The sequence below is a fragment of the Rheinheimera sp. SA_1 genome, assembly GCF_001669775.1.
Lineage (GTDB): Bacteria > Pseudomonadota > Gammaproteobacteria > Enterobacterales > Alteromonadaceae > Pararheinheimera.
Genome location: NZ_LXWK01000011.1, coordinates 1,220,542 through 1,238,449, shown reverse-complemented (window position 1 = coordinate 1,238,449; position 17,908 = coordinate 1,220,542). Strand labels below are relative to the sequence as shown.

Here is a 17,908-nt window from a genome sequence, read left to right as displayed (position 1 = left end):
TATGCAAAAAATAGCTCTGGCTTCTGCCTCTCCTCGCCGTCGTGAATTATTAGCCCAACTGGCTGTCAATTTTGAATTGGTAAAAGCCGACGTTGATGAAACGCAGCTCCCGGGCGAACTGGCGACCGACTATGTGTTGCGGTTGGCGATTAGCAAGGCGCGGGCTGGTTTTAATGTGCAAACCCAGACAGTCACTGAGGTTTTACCGGTACTGGGCGCAGACACCATTGTCGTCGTTGATGGCGAAGTGCTGGGCAAACCAAAAGATCAACAAGATTTTCTGCGGATGATGCGTTTACTCAGCGGCCGGCAACATCAGGTGTACACCGCCATTGCGCTGGTGAGTGGTGATAGCGTACTGTCCGACACGGTTAAAACCGATGTCTGGTTTAGCGCGCTCACGGAAGCGCAGATGCTGGACTACTGGCACAGTGGCGAACCAGCCGACAAAGCCGGTGGTTACGGTATTCAGGGGCTGGCCAGTCGATTTATTCCGAAAATTGCCGGCAGTTATTTTGCAGTGGTCGGTTTACCACTATATGAAACAGATCAGTTACTGCAACAGCTGTAAGGATTGTTATGAGTGCCGAATTACTGCTGAACGTCACCCCAAGCGAAACCCGGGTCGCGCTGATTGAAAATGGTGTACTGCAGGAAGTGCACATTGAACGCCAGGCCAAACATGGCTTGGTTGGCAACATCTACATCGGCAAAATCAGCCGGGTGTTGCCGGGAATGCAAGCCGCTTTTGTCGACATTGGTCTGGATAAAGCGGCTTTTTTACATGCCTCGGATATAGTCCAGCGTGATGCCAGCGACATTGAAGTCAAAGTCAGTGCGGTCAAAGACATCCGCTTGCTAGTGCACGAAGGCCAGTTTTTATTGGTACAGGTGGTGAAAGATCCTCTGGGTACCAAAGGCGCCAGACTGACCACCGATATCACCTTGCCGTCACGCTACTTAGTTTTTATGCCAGGTTCGCCGCATGTTGGCGTGTCGCAGCGCATTGAAAGCGCCGAAGAACGCCAACGGTTAAAAGATATCGTCAGCCGTTGCCTGGATGACGAAAACGGCGGTTTTATTATCCGCACCGCTGCTGATGGCGCTTGTGAAATTGAACTGGAACAAGATGCCCGGTTTTTAAAAAAGCTCTGGACCAAAATTCAAAAACGCCGGCAAAAACATCGCAAAGAAGCGATGCTTTATGAAGATTTAACCCTGGCCTTTCGTATTCTGCGTGATTTTGTCGGCAGCGATTTAGAGCGGGTGCGGATTGATTCAAAACTGACCTATCAGGCACTGCACGCCTTTACCGAAGAATTTGTACCGGAAATGACCGCCAAGCTGGAATATTATCCGGGTGAGCGGCCGGTGTTTGATTTGTTCGACGTCGAAAACGAAATTCAGCGCGCGCTGGATCGTAAAGTACCGCTAAAAAGTGGTGGTTATCTGATCATCGATCAGACCGAAGCCATGACCACTATCGACGTTAACACCGGCGCTTTTGTCGGCCATCGTAACCTCGAAGAAACCATTTTTAATACCAACACCGAAGCTACCCAAGCAATTGCCCGTCAACTCAGATTGCGCAATTTAGGCGGTATTATCATTATCGATTTTATCGACATGCAAAGCAGCGAACATCAAAAACGGGTGTTACACAGCCTGGAAGTGGCGTTGGCGCGGGATAAAACCAAAACCAATATTCATGGTTTTTCGGCGCTTGGTTTAGTCGAAATGACCCGTAAACGCACCCGCGAAAGTCTGGAGCATGTACTCTGTACTGAATGTGTGGTGTGTGCTGGTCGTGGCACCTTAAAAACGGTTGAAACCGTCTGTTTTGAAATTTTGCGGGAAATTGTCCGGGTCAACCGGGCTTATGCTGCCGACAAGTTCACTGTTTACGCTTCGCCAGCGGTAAAGGATGCGTTAATCAACGACGAATACCATAGTATGGCTGAGCTGGAAGTGTTTATCGGCAAGCAAATCAGTGTGGTGATTGAGCCGCAATACACGCAGGAACAATTTGATGTGGTGATGATGTAGTGCAAAAGCTGAAGCGGGCCTGGTTCTTCTGCCTGCACAAAACCTGGCTGCTACTGGCGGTCAGTATTGTGATCCTCGCGACCGTAGTGACCTTGCTACGGTTCGGCTTGCCTTATGCACAAAGTTATAAAACCAATATCGAACATCTCATCGCTGAGAACTACGGCGCTAAAGTGCAAATCGGCCAACTGAGTGCCGGCTGGCAAAGTACCGGTCCGGCATTATTGCTGCAGCAGGTCGAAGTTAAAAACGAACAAGGCGAAGCGCTGCTGCAGATTGCCGAAACCCGGGTACGCATTGACTTCTGGGGTAGCCTGCGAAGTTTGCAATTAAAAGCCGAACACTTTGAACTGAGCGGCCTGAAGTATCAGCTTGATAGCCGGCAGCTGCTGCAAAATAATGAACCTACCAGCAAAGATGCCGAACCTTTGTTGTCGGCGGTTGAGCAGCTGCTGTTCCAGCAACTGAAAAACTTCACCCTGGTTGACAGCGAACTGACGCTGCAAAGCCAATACACGCCCGATATTGTGATCCGCATTTCCAAACTGGCCTGGCGCAATGAAGGTTCGCGCCATCAGGGGTCCGGCGAAGTGGCGATTGCCGGTATCACCACCAACAACAGTGCTTTTATCATTGATTTACATGGCGATTCTTTAGCGAAGAGTAAAGGCCAGTTGTATATTTCCAGTCAGGAACTGGATGTATTGCCCTGGTTTGAAACTTTGGTGCCACAGAGTAAAAAACTGGAACGTGCTGACATCAACTTTCAGGCCTGGGGCGATATTGTTGATGGCACCTTGCAACAAATTCAAATCGCACTGGCGCAAAACCGCTTGGTTTGGCAACAAGGTGGTAAAACCCGGCAGCTGACGTTGGGGCAGGGCCAGTTGTTATGGCGGCCGAATGACGCCGGTTGGGCACTGAATTCATCTGCACTGACCATGAGTAGCGGCGGCCAGAGTTTCCCCAATTTACAACTGCAGCTATCCAGTCAACAAGGGGTGTACAGCGGCGCGTTGCAACAATTTCAATTAGCCGCAATGGTGCCGTTAGCGCAATTACTGGCGGAAGATTCGCAAGCGCTGCAGTCGGTGCTGGCGTTTAAAGCCGATGCCAGATTAACGCAACTGGCACTGCGGCTATCGGAACAAGATTGGTACCTCAGCGGCGATTTTATCGATTTAACTTCAGTGCCGGTCGGTGATGTGCCGGGGCTGCAGAACCTGACCGGGCGTTTTAGCGCCAGCCGCGATTATATCCGGCTGGATTTATTAGGTCAGGACGGTGCATTGCGCTGGGGTGAGGCTTTTACCCGCGATACGGCGTATCAGACATTATCGGGTCAGTTGGAAGTGGTGCAGCAGGATGGCCAATGGCGACTGCAAATTCCACGGCTGGCGCTACGGCACCCGGCGTTACAACTGGATGCACAGCTGGTACTGAATTTTGGCGACAAGCCTGGCATGACGCTGCTTGGCGAACTGCGGCAGGTACCGGTGACTGACGCACAGCATTATTTCCCAACCCGCCATATGCCACAATCGGTGATTGATTATCTGACGCCGGCGTTACTCAGTGGCACCATTCCTTCAGCGCGGGTGTTGTGGCAAGGTCAGTTTGCTGATTTTCCGTATCGAGCTGGTGAAGGTAAATTTCAGGCGCTGGCAGTGGTCGATGACGCCGGTTTCAGCTTTGATCCGAACTGGCCCAGTATTAGCGGCATGAGAGCCGAGCTGTTGTTTGAAAACGCCGGCATGTTGATCCAAAGTCAGGCCGGGACGCTATTTGACGTGCCGTTACAGGATGGGGTCACCGCATCTATTCCAGATTTATTTCACGCCGACGATTTATGGATTGATATCAAAACTCAGACCAAAGCCGAGTTGGTCACAGGTTTAATGCTGGCCTCACCGCTTAGTGATTCAGTAGGTGCAACGCTGGATTATCTCGGTGTTGATGGTTTGGTCGATGCCAAAGTACAGCTGCAAATCAGACTGAAAGATAAGCCGGTAACAGATCCGGCAGCTGCGGTTGAAGTGGCTAAGGCGCCAACGGCTGCATCATTTGCTGAGACTGCTGGTGAGTCAGCTACTGCGCCAGATCCAGCACAGCATCCAGTCACAACTTCCGCAGAGGCTACAGTGCCCGTCATTGCACGTGGTGAAGTCGACTTTTTTGCCAATAATCTGAATATCAAAGCGCCGGCCGTTGCGGTCGAGCAACTGGAAGGCCGGCTTAGTTTTATCAACGATAAGATCAGCAGTGAACAATTAAAGTTTGTTAGTTATGGTGTACCTCTGCTGGCAACGTTAAAAGGCGAACAACAGCAAGGCCAGTATCAGGTGGAATTGCAGGCCAAAGGTGAACATGGCACGGACCAATTGCTTGGCTTAATCAGCGAAGACTGGCGCGAATTAGGGCAGGGCAACGCCAACTTTGACTGGCAGTTGTTGATCCAGTTACCAGAAACCGGTTTTAACTATCAGTCGACCGTGCTGATTGATTTAGCCGCCGCTGAGCTGAAGTTACCGGCACCCTTTGGTAAAACGGCAGCCGATGGCGCCACCGTGTTGCTGGAAGCTAAAGGCGATCAGCAGGGTTCTGATCTGCAGTTAAAGTACGGCGACCAACTACGTTTTCTGGCCAGATTAAATCAGGAAACCGGTCTGATTAGTCAGGCGCTACTGAGTTTGGGCCAACCAAGTGCGCAGCTCGCCGATGGTTTTCAGATTGAACTCGATTTACCACAAGCCGACTTTGTGCCCTGGTTGAGTTTGGTACAAAGCCAGATGACGGCGCCCGGAACGACCGAAAATGCAGTATTCCCGCCGCTGCAGCAGATCCGCGCCAAAGTCGCAGCGCTGCATTTATTTGATGATGTGTCGCTGCATGACGCAACCATAATGCTGCAGCCACAGACCGATCACTGGTTGATGCGCCTGGACGCCGAAGAAGCGGCAGGCGATCTGCAACTGTTCCATGATTTGGAGCAGCAAGGGATTACTGCGCAACTGGAACGGCTGCAGCTGGTGTTTGCCGATCAACAAGCTGAAGAACTGGCCGCAGCAGAGCTGAAAGCGCAGTTATTGCTGGATCCGGACAATACCGAAAAACCCGATTACGCCAAACTGGAAGCGCAAGCTTTTGCCGCATTAACCCCGATGCCTTGGCTGGCAGACTTGCCGCCGTTAAACGTCAGCTGTGCTCAGTGCACTATCGGCCATTTTCAGCTGGGGAAAGTTCAGCTCACCAGCAAAAGTGATGGCGCCAGTTGGCAGCTGACCGAATTTAGCAGTCTGTATCAAGGGCATCGCTGGCAAGTCAGCGGCCAATGGCAGGCCGATGGTGCTTTAGGCCAAACTGCGCTCACTGGTACGCTGACCAGCCCGGCCTTTGGTCAGTTACTCACTGAATACGATGTCAGCAGCAGTTTAAGTGGTAGCAAAGCCACCATTAAATTCAAAGATTTACAGTGGCAAGGGGCACCATTTCAATTTAACTGGCAGACATTAAACGGCAACGTCAATTGGTTGCTGGGTGATGGATCATTGTCAGAAGTCAGCGATGGCGGCGCACGGATTTTCAGTTTGTTAAGCCTCGATTCGTTGATCCGCAAGCTTCGGCTGGATTTTAGGGATGTGTTTTCGAAAGGCTTTTTCTTTAGCAAAATGACCGGTGATATGCAGCTGACCGATGGCGTATCCCAAACCCGCAATGCCCAGGTGCTTGGTGCTGCCGGTGATATTGAAATGCAGGGGGTGGCTGATTTAAAAGCCAAACAACTGGATTACCAGATGAGTTTCAGCCCGAAAGTCACCTCAAGTATTCCGGTGATCCTGGCCTGGATGGTGAATCCGGTGTCTGGTGTTGCCGCTTATGCGCTGGATGAAATGTTTCAATCAGCGGAAGTGATTTCGAAAATCAACTTTACTGTCACTGGCGATTTAGATAATCCGGTGGTGACAGAAGTGAAACGCGACAGCAAACAAGTCCCTATTCCAAAAGCCTCTTTGCCAAAAGCGGCGCTGCCGGCAGGCGCTGTGCCTGCTTTAGTGCCAGCTGTCGATCCAACACTCGAGCCAGCAACTGTGCCACAAAAACCCATTCCACTGCGGCAGGATGAATTGCCGGTGGAGCGGATTTACCCAGAGGCCAAGCCGGTTGATGAAGAGCCAAAGCCGATTGATGGAAAAACCAAGCCGGTGGATGAAGAAGCAACAACACCGATTGATGTCAGCCCACCAGCACCATTTACGATGCTGGAACGAGTGAGCCAGCCATGAACCAACCGCAACCCTGGCGTTTAATTGCCTTACAGCTGACCAGTCAGCCGGATGTTGCCGCCAATCTGGCTGCCATCGAACAGCTCTTAGCACAGCAGCCTGAAGTGAATGAGCAACGCCCGCAGCTGGTGGTGCTGCCAGAAGGTGCTTTATGTTTTGCTGGCGCCGAAGATGCTAATTTACAACTGCAGGAACCGCTGGGTCTGCAGGAGCAAGCTGTGCAACCGGTGCAGTTTCAACTTAGTGCTTTAGCCAAAAAGTTTGCTGTTTATCTGCTGGTGGGTACTTTTCCAACGACCACTTCCGATCCAAAACGCTTTGCTGCCAGTAGTTTATTATTCTCGCCGCAAGGTCTGCTTATTGCCGATTATCAGAAAATCCATTTATTTGATGCGCTGATTAGCGATGGTACCGGCCAGTATCTGGAATCTGCGAAAACCATGCCTGGCGAAAAAATCACGCTGGCAGAACTTGGTGAACATAGCGAACTGAAGTTGGGCATGGCCGTGTGTTACGACATGCGCTTTCCCGGTTTATTTCAGGTGCTGGCAAGACGCGGTATGAATGTATTGGCGTTGCCTTCGGCCTTTACCACAGTGACGGGCGACGCGCATTGGCATACACTGCTGCGAGCACGTGCCATTGAAACCCAGAGTTTTGTGATAGCACCGGCACAAACCGGTCGTCACCAGAATGGCCGTGAAACATACGGCCATAGTTTAATTATTGATCCCTGGGGCCGGATTTTAGCCGACGCCGGTACCGCGCCAGGGTTGATTTACGCCGACATCGATCTGATGCAGGCCAGCGAATTACGCGAGCGGATGCCGCTTTTGCACCATAACCGTTTTTTAAGTGAGTTTTTATGAACAACGCCACTCCTAACGCAATCACCATGCAAACCGTTGAGCAAAACCTGATCAGCGCCAGCGATTTAACTTCCGCTGATTTAAGCCAGACGTTGGGTTATTTGTTCCAGCATCAGCTCGATTACGCTGATTTGTATTTCCAGTCCAGTGTGCATGAATCCTGGGTATTGGAAGATGGCCTGGTCAAAGAAGGTTCTTTTAATATTGAACGTGGCGTGGGCGTGCGGGCGATTAGCGGTGAAAAAACCGGCTTTGCTTATGCCGACGATATCTCTGCCGCTGCGTTGCAACAAGCCGCCAGTGCCGCCCGTGGTATCGCTGCTGCGGGTCAGCAAGGTCAGGTGCAAGCCTTTAAAAAAACCGGCAACAGCCAGATTTACTTACCATGCGAACCGCTGCAAAGCCTCGACAACACCGATAAAGTAGCATTATTGCATCAGATGGAAGCCTTTATCCGCAGCCTCGATGCTAAAGCCGAACAGGTGATGGTGAGTTTGTCCGGCGTCTATGAAGAAGTATTGGTGGCGGCCAGCGATGGCACTTTTGCTTCTGATATTCGCCCGTTAGTGCGGCTGAACTGCTCGGCACTTTTAAATGATAACGGCCGCCGCGAACGTGGCAGCGCTGGTGGTGGCGGTCGTACCGATTACAGCTTTTTCTCTGAATTGGTGAATGGCGAACCTCGCTGGATGGGGTATGCCCGTGAAGCAGTGCGTCAGGCGCAGGTCAATCTGATTGCCGTAGACGCACCAGCGGGCATGATGCCGGTAGTGTTAGGTTCAGGCTGGCCCGGCGTGTTGTTGCACGAAGCGGTCGGTCATGGCCTCGAAGGTGATTTTAACCGCAAAGGCGCTTCAACTTTTTCTGGCCGGATTGGCGAGCAAGTGGCGTCGAAATATTGCACCATCGTTGATGATGGCACTTTAATGCATCGACGTGGTTCGTTAAATATCGACGATGAAGGCACAGTGAGCCAACACAACGTGTTGATCGAAAAAGGCATTCTCAAAGGTTACATTCAAGACAAGCACAATGCGATGTTGATGAATGTGGCACCCACCGGCAATGGTCGCCGCGAATCTTTCGCTCATTTACCGATGCCGCGAATGACCAACACTTATATGCTGGCTGGCGATTATGCGCCGGAAGAAATTATCGCTTCGGTGAAAAAAGGCATTTATGCGCCAAACTTTGGCGGTGGCCAGGTGGATATCACCAGCGGTAAGTTTGTGTTCTCGGCCTCAGAAGCGTATCTGATTGAAGATGGCAAAATCACCACGCCAATCAAAGGCGCGACGCTGATCGGCAACGGCCCGGAAGCGATGCAACAAGTGTCGATGGTCGGCAACGACTTAGCTTTAGACGCCGGTGTTGGTGTCTGCGGTAAACAAGGCCAAAGTCTGCCGGTCGGCGTCGGCCAGCCAACGTTAAAGCTCGATGGCATGACTGTCGGCGGTACCGCTTAATTTCGCACAACATATTATCAAATATCAGGGCGTACTCGCTAAAGCAAGTACGCCGCTTTCTAAAGCATACAACACATTTTAGGAGCTGCCGCTTAGACCTAGAACCACGATATCAACGGCCGGTATACCTGCATTTCAGCCAGCAGCTGAACGATATTTTCTGTCGTCAAAGTGTTGGCGCAAAATCGCTGCAGTTTGTCTTTCTCGGCTTTATCAGTTGGGTCATAATAGTCACCAACAATTTTCCAAAGCCGCATTTTTGCGATTTCACTGCCGCTGGTCGACAATTCAGTTTTGCCATCGTTAATTTGTTTTAGAAAATGTCGGATGTATCCGTCAGCACCAGATTCGGCTCCTTTAATCTCAAGCATAGCGCCTCCGGTATCCCCAGCTGTAAGAATGGAGCAATGCTCGGCTTGGCCAGCCAATATCTCCTGCACTAACATTTGAAATTTTTTCTCGGTGCGTTTTTTACCTCGAGTTTCCCAACCACCTGGCCAATTTAACACAAGCTCAAGGTGAGCGATTTCGTGATAGACCAGTGAAGTGACTGAATGTAGTATATCGGCACCGTTGGTGATCTTGTTGCATTCAACCGGCAAGATGAATTTGAGCTGAGTATTGCCATAGTGGCTGGTCTGTGATTGATTGATGTTTACTGGTGGAACTATCAATAATTCGATAGCATAGTTGCCTGTGTAGCCTTCGATCATCTGCCTAGGAGACACTCTTGCATATTCCTGCGACGGCGGAAAAAAATCTTTGAACTGTCGTTGGCAGCCAAGTTGGTCACTGAGGTTAACTGTCAGTTTAAATCCGGGTTGGTCAATCTGAAAAACCTTACTACTTGTTAGGAACTTTTGCAGATTTTTTTCGCGATAATTCCGCCAGTACGATATCGTTTGCAACTCAAAATTGTGTTGCACAGATGGCATTCGTAATTTGTAAGAATGCTCATGAACAGCGGTGTTGTTCGAGCAAGCTGCCAGCAATAAGCTGCAGAGTAGTGCTAGTAGTCGAGGAATCTTTATCATCGCTAAAACCAAGTAGGTAGCAGCCATAGCTGCTACCTCAGACATCATTCAGGACGACAGAATTGTTCTGGTTGTCCACTCGTGTGGTCAGGACCACAGTTAATGCTATAGCTTGTTCCTTCTATATCAAGCACTGAAGTGCCGTGCCGAAATTTATATGATACGTATTCGCTAGCCCCTGCAAATCCTGTTGTTTCAAAATATGTCGTAACTTTAAGAAAAATATTTTGATTCGCGTATTGAAATGCCCAATCTGCTACTTCATCCGGATTTGTGATTTTTGTTTGATTGCCTATTGTTGTGACATTGAAAAATTTCGTACTCAATTCGGCATTTGTATCGCTATTATATAATGTAATCTGAGTTTTTTGATTGATAGGTTTAGAGTAAGTGCTCTGTTGCTCAATTAGGATGTTGAATATTTCACGATATGTCCTTATTTTGTTAATTAAGTGGGGTTTATTACCTTAAATGAAGACATTATAGTTATTCATTTTATTCGTCAACGGCTTTTGTATCTATTTAGTGTATTTTTTGGTGTTTTTGTTTTTTTTTGGTTTATTTATTTTTTCATTGACGAGTCAGGGCTTGCCTCTTGACTTCAACCAGCCTCTTTTAATGACTGACCCGAAATTCATATTTACCCACTAAACCCCCGTAGCACGTCGCCTGCCGCCAAGTTTTGCCTAAACCGGCTAATTCGCACATAATAGCCCGACTATAAAAACGCTGAGACTTTATGCATCTCGCTGCCAGCCACTCTGAGGCTGACCCTACCACGAGAACTGAACTGACTTATGTTACAAAATCTGCTGAACAAACGCCGGTTAGCGGCTTTACCCCGAACTGTGATTGAAGCGCCTGCGGTGCAGGTGTTATGTCACGCTTCGGAATATAAAGAGCGACTGCTTAGCCTGATTGCCGGTGCGCGGCAACGGATTATTATCACGGCGCTGTATTTACAGGCAGACGAAGCAGGTGAGCAAATTCTGCGGGCGCTGTATGCAGCGAAGCAACAAAACCCGGCACTGCAAGTGATTGTTTATGTAGATTTTCATCGCGCTCGTCGTGGCCTGATTGGTCAGGCCGGTGGTCGCACCAATGCCGATTTTTACCGTGCTATCGCCGCGGAATATCCAGAGCAAATTCAAATTCTTGGCGTGCCGGTAAAAAAGCGTGAGCTGTTTGGCGTGCTGCATTTAAAAGGTTTTGTGTTTGACGATACGCTGTTTTACAGCGGTGCGTCGCTGAACAATATCTATCTGGCCGAACAACAACGCTATCGCGCGGATCGATATTTACAAATTGACAATAAAGCGCTGGCCGATGCTTTTGCCGCCGGACATCAGCAGGTATTAGGTGATGTCGAAGTGGTGCAAAGTTTGCTGGCCGATGAGCAGCAGATTGCGCAGGCCTATAAAGCCAGTCACCGCAGCTGGTTAAAACAAGCCAGATTGAGCCGTTATCCGCTGGTGCATCAGGGGCAGGGAGGTGCACTTACTGCTTCGTTACTGATGGGCATGGGACGGCTGAATAACCAGCTTAATCAAAGTATTCTGGCACTGTTGGCCATGGCAGAACGGGATGTGTTGATTTACACCCCTTATTTTAATCCGCCACCCATTTTGGCCAAGGCGCTGCGTAAATGTTTAAAACGTGGCGTGAAAGTGACGATTGTGGTCGGTGATAAAACCGCCAACGATTTTTATATTCCACCGGGGCAGAAATTCAGCCGCATCGGTGGGTTGCCATATTTGTATGAAACGATTTTGCGTAAATTTGTGAAATCAAATCAGAGTTTTATCGACGACGCTTTGTTAGATATCCGGCTGTGGCGTCATGCCGATAACAGTTACCACCTGAAAGGTTTGTCGGTCGATGGCCGCCGCCATTTATTTACCGGTCACAATTTTAACCCACGGGCTTTTGCGCTGGATTTTGAAAATGGCATTCTGGTTGATGATGAGCTGGGCCAATTGCAAGCCCAATTGCAGGTCGAGCAAATGCAGATTTTTGCCAACACCAAAAAAGTGGACCATTTTACTGAAATTGAGATGGTGCGGGATTATCCGGAGCAAGTGCGAAAATTGCTGGGGAAAATCAAAGGGGTTGGTGTGGCGTTAGTGGTGAAGCGGCTGATTTAATCGTCGTTGGTCACCGGCAATTTGCAGTCGGGATAAGGGAGTCGAAGATGCGGTTAGCTATTTATCAGGTGGATGCTTTTACCAACCAAAGGTTTCGTGGCAATGCAGCCGCCGTGGTGCCTTTAGCCAATTGGCTGGACGATGCGCTGATGCTGCAAATCGCCCAGGAAAATAACCTGTCGGAAACTGCGTTCTTGCTGGAACTGGCACCAGGTCACTATCATATCCGTTGGTTTTCACCGCTGACCGAAATTGATTTTTGTGGCCACGCCACGCTGGCATCGGCTTATGTGATTTTTATGCTGCAACCGGAATTGGCTGAAATTAGGTTTAGTACCGGTGCGGTCGGTGATCTCACTGTCACCAAAAACGCTGATTGGCTGCAAATGAGTTTTCCAAAACGGCTGGCCAAGCCAGTCGCTGAGATCCCAACTGCATTGTTACAAGGTCTTGGTGCGGCGCCACTGCAAGTGTTGCGTAGTGATCAAGCCTGGTTTGCCATTTATGCTGACGCTGCCACTGTTGCTGCGTTAACACCGGATATGCAACAACTAAAACAGCTCGGGCCATGGGACGTGGTGGTGACAGCGCCGGGAACCGGTTTTATTCCAGAACCACCAGCCGCCCAAGCTAATCCAGACGCTGAACAGCAATACGATTTTATCAGCCGCTACTTCTGGCCCGCCAACGGCGGCGACGAAGATCCAGTCACCGGCTCGATTCACGCCGGTTTAACCCCATATTGGGCTGAACAACTCGGTAAAAACCAGTTATTGGCTTATCAGGCATCCACACGTGGTGGTGTGCTTCGGGTGGAAATCAGCGGAGATCGGGTATTGGTGTCGGGGCAAGCGGTGTTGTATCTCAAGGGCGAGATTGAGGTTGGTTATTGAGGTTGGTTAGCGTTGTATCAATGTCGTACTGCCGCTGTCGCGGTGAGTCGCGCCCTACAATTCTTTATTTATCAATGATATTTTATTGAAATTCGCGTAGGGCGGACTCGCCGCGTCAGCGGTAGTCCGCCGTAAAATGCATCAATTTTGTTTGAGGTTTAACCTTGACCCCTAATTTGAAAATCAGATATTGGCTATATTTTTTTATCGTTGGCATGCTATTTAGTGGAGTTACCGCAATTCCTCTGGAATGGCAATTAGGTATCGCAAACCAGTATTTGGGGGTAGATACAAAGTTTGCTGAATTACAGCCGGGCTTATCGTTCTGGGTGACTCGTATTTATACTGGGTTATCGTCAACTTATAGCGAATACCCATTTATCGCGTACGGCACAGACTGGTTGGCTTTTGCGCATATAGTTCTGGCAATTCTTTTCATCGGCCCACTTCGCGACCCTATAAAAAATATCTGGGTCATCGAATTCGGGATCATTTGCTGTGTGCTTGTCGTCCCATTTGCCATGGTTTTTGGATCAATCCGGGAAATTCCGATTTTTTGGCGGATGGCGGATTGTTCTTTCGGGGTTGTTGGGATTATTCCATTAATTATTGTACGCAATGAAATCAAAGCTTTGGAATCGTCATTACAACGATCCAATTTAAAATCGTGAAGGTTTGTGGCGAGATGGATGGCGGCGTACTACCGCCGTCGCGGTGAGTAGCGCCTTACAATTCTTTATTTATCAATAATATTTTATTGAAATTTGCATAGGGCGGACTCGCCGCGTCAGCGGTAGTCCGCCGTATGTCGCATGCCTAACCCGGCACACCACACCATATACCAACAATCACTCTTCCAGAATAAACGGCTTCACAAACTGAAACAGTTCGCGGAATGCTTTGGGTGGCTGGTTTTTTTCCTGTTCTTTTTTCGCGTTTCGGATCAGCGTGCGCAGTTGTTGCACGTCCACATCCGGGTATTCGGCGACAAATTCAGTCAGGGCGTCGTTGCTGGCGATCAGCTTGTCGCGCCAGTCTTCCACCAGGTGGAATTTACGGGTGGCGGCCTGGTTGGTGTTGCGGATAATCGCCAGTCCACGCTCTAAAGGCTCTAAATCGCGGGTACGCATTAAACGGCCGATAAACTGAATGTGACGGCGTAATGCTTCGTGTTTTTTGCTTAATTTATCAGCCAGTTGCAGTGCGTTGATCAGCTCTTCATCAAGAGGTAATTTAGCGCGGTTACTGGCACTTAATGACACCAGTTCTTCGCCTAGTTCCTGCAGCGCCAGCATCTCTTTTTTGATTTGGGTTTTACTTTTGCCTTCTTCGCGGTCCCAGTCGTCGCCATGGGTAAAATCGGTAATATCTGCCATATCTCTGTTTAATCCGTCGTAAAATTGCGACAAGTATATCAAAAAAGCGTCAGCTCGTCCCATGCAATGATTTTGCAATGATTTTGCCTATAGAAGCTAAGGCCGAACGGGGAATGCTTGTGGTAAGCTTGGCGAATATCTGTTGCAACGGACAAAAGTGACCTGATGAGCTCTCATACCCCAACCATTTGGCAAGAAATTGATGAAGTAAAAGCGGCGGTCAGCCAGGTGCTGGCGCATGCCAAACAATTAGGCGCCAGCAGCGCCGAAGCCTCGATGAACCGCACCCGAGGCTTGAGTGTCGAAACCCGCCATGGCGAAGTGGAAACCGTAGAATTTAATCAGGACGGTGGCCTTGGCATTAGCATTTATGTTGGCCAGCGTAAAGGTTCAGCGTCCACTGCAGACCTAAGCCCGGCGGCATTAAAACGTACCGTCGAAGCGGCCATCGATATCGCCCGTTATACCTCAGAAGATCCGTGCGCTGGCTTGGCCGATAAAGACGCTCTGGAATTCTCACCACCTGATTTGGATTTATTCCACCCGGCGGATGTCAGCACCGAGCAGGCGATTGCCATGTGTGTGGCCGCTGAAGAAGCAGCCTTTGCTGTTGATAGCCGCATCACCAATTCTGATGGCGCGTCGTTTTCATCGCACCAGGGCTTAAAAGTTTATGGCAATAGCCATGGCCAGTTGGTGGGTTATCCAAGCAGCCGCCATAGCTTAAGCTGCTCGGTGATTGGCGAAGATGGCGACGATATGCAACGTGATTACAGCTACACCGTCAGCCGTGAGCTGGGGTTGTTGTTATCCTCCGAGCAAATTGGCCGCGAAGCCGCGCTGGAAACCATTAACCGCTTAAATAGCCGTAAGCTTGGCACCCAAAAAGTGCCGGTGATTTTCCGCGCTGATATCGCCAGCAGCTTGTTCGGCCATTTAGTGTCGGCAATTAGCGGTGGTGCTATTTACCGTAAATCGAGCTTTTTACTGGATAAAGTCGGCCAGCAAGTGCTCTCTTCAAAAATTAATATCATCGAACAACCGCATTTACGCCGCGCGCTGGCCAGTAGCCCGTTTGACAGCGAAGGGGTGAAAACCATCGACCGTCAGATCATCACCGATGGTGTGCTGAATCAATATCTGACCACCAGCTACTCTGGCCGTAAGTTAGGTTTGCCAAGTTCTGGCCATGCCGGTGGCATTCATAACTGGATGGTTAGCCACGGTGATGCTGATTTAGCGCAATTGCTGCGTGATATGGGCACCGGCTTGTTGGTGACCGAACTGATGGGCCAAGGCGTCAACGGCGTCACTGGCGACTATTCGCGTGGCGCGGCTGGCTTCTGGGTTGAAAACGGCCAGGTGCAATATCCGGTGTCGGAAATCACCATCGCCGGTAATCTGAAAGAAATGTTTTTTGATATCGCCGCTGTCGGCAACGATGTTGATAAACGTGGTGGGGTGCTGACCGGTTCAGTGCTGATCGGCCAGATGCAAATCGCCGGGCATTAAGATGGAGCTGGCATTGCTTTAGGGTAATGCCAGTTTTTTACCTACCTGAAACCCAATGATTATTGCCAACAAATTAGGAGGGATAAAGAAAATAGGAACAAGTTCGCGAAATGAAACTTCGGTCGGATTTGGCACTGCAATATAACCAGCAATCATAATTGCCGCACACATACCAACAGGCAAGCTTATCAGCCAAAACCATGGCCACTTCTGCTTAAATTTTCCAATCAGAAAACCAATAAAGGCAAAAAGACTCATGGTCAGCAGATAAATCATTCGAGTCATCCTTCTCAATTTTTAAATCTGGGGTCAGAGTCAATTGTTAACCGAATTCTGTTAACAATTGACTCTGACCCCGATGTTAACAACTAGTTGTAGCTGGTCTCAAAAGCTTTGATGACGCGGGACACGCCATTAACGTGACGGGCGATTTCGACTGCTTTGTCGGCTTCGGTGCTGGAAACCAGCCCCATCAGGAATACTTCGCCGCTTTCGGTGATGACTTTAATATTCAGCGCGCTGATTTCTTTGTCGGCCACCAGCAGGCTTTTCACGCGAGTGGTGATCCAGCTGTCGCGGCTGCGGGTGGTGAAGGAAATCGGGTTGCCGACGCGGATTTGGTTTTGTACGTCTTTCACGCCCTGAATGCCCTGCACCAGCTGGCTGGCGGTGTCGAGCATTTCCTGGCTTGGCGCCTGACCGGTCAGCAGTAAAATACCGTTGTAACTGTTGACGTTGATATGGGCTTGTTCGTCCAGAGTTTTGTTGGCTTCCAGCGCGCGTTCGGCTTTGACCACAATGCTGCTGTCGTCAATTTGGGAGCCGAGGGTGCGGCGATCAGAGGCTGAAGTCACGGCAGAAGCGCCACCGGCAACCACTGCGGCAGCACAGGCCTGCAATAACAAGGTCAGACTGATAGCGGCAGCCAGTTTCATCATTGGTTTAAAATCAGACATTTAACACTCCTTGAAGCTTAAGCTTCATCTTGTTGTGGAAACAATGTGTTGTCGATGAGTTCACAGACACAATGTAATAAAAATGCGTAACACTCGAATACCCGGGCCGGACGATGTACCGGCACCCGCAATTCGACGTCGGTATTGCCGAGTAATCCTGACAACTCGCCGTTGTTGTCTACAGTCAGCGCCACCACCGTCATATCTTTGGTCAGCGCCGCTTCGACCGCTTTAATTAAATTCTGCTCGTCGCCACTAAGCGACAACACCAGCAAAATATCGCCATCTTGACCTAAAGCCCTTACCTGACGCGCCAGATAATCCTGATGCTGATTGGCACTTTGCAGGCCGGACAATTCAGTTTGTAACGCCAGCGCTGGTAAGCAGGGCCGCTCGGTTTCAAACTGATCGACCAGCAATTGCGAGAAGTGACTGGCTAACGCCCGCGCGGCACCTTCGCCACAACACAGCACTTTGCGATCGTTAATCAGCGCGTGGACTATGGTCAGCGCCGCACTTTCAATCGGCTCAGCCAAAGCTTCGCCAGTGGCGATCATGGTCTGGATGTTTTCGGTAAACAGCTGCCGAATATGTTCTTGCATGCGCCTGGTTCCTGCTATACCCGTCATCCTTAAAGATTCGGGGTTGTTGCCTTCGCTCGCTCGCTGGAGCGCCAGCCCGGCCCGTCACATAGTTCACTATGCTCCTGCATCGGGCTGGCGCTCCAGTCTCGCTCCTCGTCGCCTACCCGAATCTTCAATGATTTTGGGTATATACCCGTAATCCTTAAAGATTCGGGGTTGTTGCCTTCGCTCGCTCGCTGGAGCGCCAGCCCGGCCTGTCACATAGTTCACTATGCTCCTGCATCGGGCTGGCGCTCCAGTCTCGCTCCTCGTCGCCTACCCGAATCTTCAATGATTTTGGGTATATATCGCGTTATTAAGTGTTTATTTAAAAAGCATTTTTTTAAAAAGCGTTCGTTATCCAGTTGATTTGATAGGGGCTTTCTCCAGAGATCGCCACCACATCAAATCGGCAGCCAGCCTGACTGCGCTGTTGTTGTAAAAACCAGGCGGCGGTTTGCCTGAGTTTTTGTTGTTTGCCTTGAGTCACCGCCGCGGCGGCTCCGCCATATGCGTCACTGCGCCGGTACTTCACTTCGACAAACACCCATTGCCCGGCCAGCTGGCAAATTAGGTCCAGTTCGCCAAACCGACAGCTAACATTACGGCTATGCAGTTTCAAACCTTGTTGTTGCAGAAATTCCAGCGCCAGCGATTCGAAAAAAAAGCCGCTGTCACTGCTGTTGGCAACATCGGCTTTGGCCAT

General features: G+C 49.9%; 15 protein-coding genes. 9 read left to right on the top strand and 6 right to left on the bottom strand.

The genetic code is table 11. From position 1 onward, the window contains the following. The first annotated feature begins 1 nt into the window (after window position 1). From A5320_RS06135 to tldD, 5 genes are read left to right on the top strand one after another with little or no spacing between them, the layout of a single operon-like run. Window positions 2–571 (top strand): Maf family protein, encoded by a 570-nt coding sequence (locus A5320_RS06135; protein ID WP_068063044.1) that lies wholly within the window; start codon window positions 2–4, stop codon window positions 569–571. 8 nt (window positions 572–579) lie between these two features. After that, window positions 580–2,046, top strand: coding sequence for a ribonuclease G (gene rng, locus A5320_RS06130; RefSeq protein WP_068062253.1), 1,467 nt, complete (start codon window positions 580–582; stop codon window positions 2,044–2,046). Beyond that, on the top strand, window positions 2,046–6,329 hold the full coding sequence (locus A5320_RS06125; protein WP_068062252.1) for a YhdP family protein: 4,284 nt from the start codon (window positions 2,046–2,048) through the stop codon (window positions 6,327–6,329). Before rng ends, A5320_RS06125 begins: the two co-directional genes overlap by 1 nt. Continuing rightward, the gene (locus A5320_RS06120) at window positions 6,326–7,198 is read left to right on the top strand and encodes a carbon-nitrogen hydrolase family protein (RefSeq protein WP_068062250.1); all 873 of its coding nucleotides are present in this window, start codon (window positions 6,326–6,328) and stop codon (window positions 7,196–7,198) included. Before A5320_RS06125 ends, A5320_RS06120 begins: the two co-directional genes overlap by 4 nt. Window positions 7,199–7,224: 26 nt before the next feature. Beyond that, complete coding sequence (gene tldD, locus A5320_RS06115; protein WP_068062249.1) at window positions 7,225–8,664, top strand: metalloprotease TldD; 1,440 nt, start codon at window positions 7,225–7,227, stop codon at window positions 8,662–8,664. A 98-nt stretch (window positions 8,665–8,762) separates the two neighbouring features. On the opposite strand, the gene A5320_RS21895 is transcribed toward tldD, so the two are convergent. Then, window positions 8,763–9,725: a hypothetical protein gene (locus A5320_RS21895; protein ID WP_157605661.1), complete on the bottom strand. Its 963-nt coding sequence runs from the start codon at window positions 9,723–9,725 to the stop codon at window positions 8,763–8,765. A 770-nt stretch (window positions 9,726–10,495) separates the two neighbouring features. Between A5320_RS21895 and pssA the strand changes: the two genes are divergently transcribed. From pssA to A5320_RS06095, 3 genes are all read left to right on the top strand, one after another. Further along, complete coding sequence (gene pssA / locus A5320_RS06105; protein ID WP_068062247.1) at window positions 10,496–11,842, top strand: CDP-diacylglycerol--serine O-phosphatidyltransferase; 1,347 nt, start codon at window positions 10,496–10,498, stop codon at window positions 11,840–11,842. Between the two features lie 47 nt (window positions 11,843–11,889). After that, window positions 11,890–12,735 (top strand): PhzF family phenazine biosynthesis protein, encoded by an 846-nt coding sequence (locus A5320_RS06100; protein ID WP_197489997.1) that lies wholly within the window; start codon window positions 11,890–11,892, stop codon window positions 12,733–12,735. Between the two features lie 164 nt (window positions 12,736–12,899). Further along, the gene (locus tag A5320_RS06095; RefSeq protein ID WP_197489996.1) at window positions 12,900–13,406 is read left to right on the top strand and encodes a hypothetical protein; all 507 of its coding nucleotides are present in this window, start codon (window positions 12,900–12,902) and stop codon (window positions 13,404–13,406) included. 177 nt (window positions 13,407–13,583) lie between these two features. Here A5320_RS06095 and yjgA read toward each other — a convergent pair whose 3' ends face one another. Then, entirely contained in the window at window positions 13,584–14,111 is a 528-nt protein-coding gene (gene yjgA / locus A5320_RS06090; protein WP_068062246.1) for a ribosome biogenesis factor YjgA, read from the bottom strand. Between the two features lie 165 nt (window positions 14,112–14,276). On the opposite strand from yjgA, the gene pmbA reads away from it, so the two are divergent. Further along, window positions 14,277–15,623, top strand: a complete 1,347-nt coding sequence (gene pmbA, locus A5320_RS06085) for a metalloprotease PmbA (RefSeq protein WP_068062245.1) — start codon at window positions 14,277–14,279, stop codon at window positions 15,621–15,623. 18 nt (window positions 15,624–15,641) lie between these two features. On the opposite strand, the gene A5320_RS06080 is transcribed toward pmbA, so the two are convergent. From A5320_RS06080 to A5320_RS06065, 4 genes are all read right to left on the bottom strand, one after another. Beyond that, window positions 15,642–15,899: a hypothetical protein gene (locus A5320_RS06080; protein ID WP_068062242.1), complete on the bottom strand. Its 258-nt coding sequence runs from the start codon at window positions 15,897–15,899 to the stop codon at window positions 15,642–15,644. 92 nt (window positions 15,900–15,991) lie between these two features. Further along, window positions 15,992–16,579 carry a division/outer membrane stress-associated lipid-binding lipoprotein gene (gene dolP, locus A5320_RS06075; RefSeq protein ID WP_231916657.1) on the bottom strand — a complete coding sequence of 196 codons (588 nt, stop codon included), beginning with the start codon at window positions 16,577–16,579 and terminating at the stop codon, window positions 15,992–15,994. A gap of 17 nt (window positions 16,580–16,596) precedes the next feature. Continuing rightward, the gene (locus tag A5320_RS06070) at window positions 16,597–17,181 is read right to left on the bottom strand and encodes an SIS domain-containing protein (protein ID WP_068062239.1); all 585 of its coding nucleotides are present in this window, start codon (window positions 17,179–17,181) and stop codon (window positions 16,597–16,599) included. 364 nt (window positions 17,182–17,545) lie between these two features. Continuing rightward, a complete protein-coding gene (locus A5320_RS06065) occupies window positions 17,546–17,908 on the bottom strand; it encodes a YraN family protein (protein ID WP_068062236.1) in 363 nt (120 codons plus the stop codon).

Coding starts and splice junctions, on each gene's coding strand:
- A5320_RS06135 (WP_068063044.1), top strand. CDS start 2: ATGCAAAAAATAGCTCTGGCTTCTGCCTCTCCTCGCCGTCGTGAATTA.
- rng (WP_068062253.1), top strand. CDS start 580: ATGAGTGCCGAATTACTGCTGAACGTCACCCCAAGCGAAACCCGGGTC.
- A5320_RS06120 (WP_068062250.1), top strand. CDS start 6,326: ATGAACCAACCGCAACCCTGGCGTTTAATTGCCTTACAGCTGACCAGT.
- tldD (WP_068062249.1), top strand. CDS start 7,225: ATGCAAACCGTTGAGCAAAACCTGATCAGCGCCAGCGATTTAACTTCC.
- A5320_RS21895 (WP_157605661.1), bottom strand. CDS start 9,725: ATGGCTGCTACCTACTTGGTTTTAGCGATGATAAAGATTCCTCGACTA.
- pssA (WP_068062247.1), top strand. CDS start 10,496: ATGTTACAAAATCTGCTGAACAAACGCCGGTTAGCGGCTTTACCCCGA.
- A5320_RS06100 (WP_197489997.1), top strand. CDS start 11,890: ATGCGGTTAGCTATTTATCAGGTGGATGCTTTTACCAACCAAAGGTTT.
- yjgA (WP_068062246.1), bottom strand. CDS start 14,111: ATGGCAGATATTACCGATTTTACCCATGGCGACGACTGGGACCGCGAA.
- pmbA (WP_068062245.1), top strand. CDS start 14,277: ATGAGCTCTCATACCCCAACCATTTGGCAAGAAATTGATGAAGTAAAA.
- A5320_RS06080 (WP_068062242.1), bottom strand. CDS start 15,899: ATGATTTATCTGCTGACCATGAGTCTTTTTGCCTTTATTGGTTTTCTG.
- dolP (WP_231916657.1), bottom strand. CDS start 16,579: ATGTCTGATTTTAAACCAATGATGAAACTGGCTGCCGCTATCAGTCTG.
- A5320_RS06070 (WP_068062239.1), bottom strand. CDS start 17,181: ATGCAAGAACATATTCGGCAGCTGTTTACCGAAAACATCCAGACCATG.
- A5320_RS06065 (WP_068062236.1), bottom strand. CDS start 17,908: ATGGCCAAAGCCGATGTTGCCAACAGCAGTGACAGCGGCTTTTTTTTC.